This is a genomic window from Virgibacillus profundi (genome assembly GCF_002287375.1).
Taxonomy (GTDB): Bacteria; Bacillota; Bacilli; order Bacillales; family Amphibacillaceae; genus Virgibacillus_K; species Virgibacillus_K profundi.
Window position 1 is genome coordinate 1 of the sequence record NZ_NPOA01000141.1, and the last position, 377, is coordinate 377.

Consider the following 377-nt stretch of genomic DNA (forward strand, 5'->3'; position numbering starts at 1 on the left):
CTGGCATACTAGCGGTAATTCCAGCTCCAATAGCGTATACTAAAGTTGTTGCGGTTAAAAAGCTCGTAGTTGGATTTCTTTTCTTTGTCGCTGGGAGCCTTCATCTTGAAGGTTTTCCAACAACTGGGAAAAACATTTGTCGCAAACCGGTCGAATACTGTCATGGTGTTCGGCCGTTAAGTGACTCGTTTACTTTGAGAAAAATAGAGTGTTCAAAGCAGGCCACACGCCTTGAATAAGTTAGCATGGAATAATGATTAAGGACTCCGGTTCTATTTTGTTGGTGTTCGGGACTAAAGTAATGATTGATAGGGACAGTTGGGGCGGTCTGTATTCCAAAGCGAGAGGTGAAATTCTTGGATTAAGGTAGATTCATC

General features: G+C 42.4%; 1 protein-coding gene. It reads left to right on the forward strand.

Going from position 1 to position 377, the window contains the following annotated elements:
- Positions 1-239, forward strand: a 239-nt coding sequence (locus CIL05_RS22520) for a hypothetical protein (RefSeq protein WP_439144860.1), incomplete at its 5' end; no start/stop codon positions are given.
- Positions 240-377: the final 138 nt, after the last annotated feature.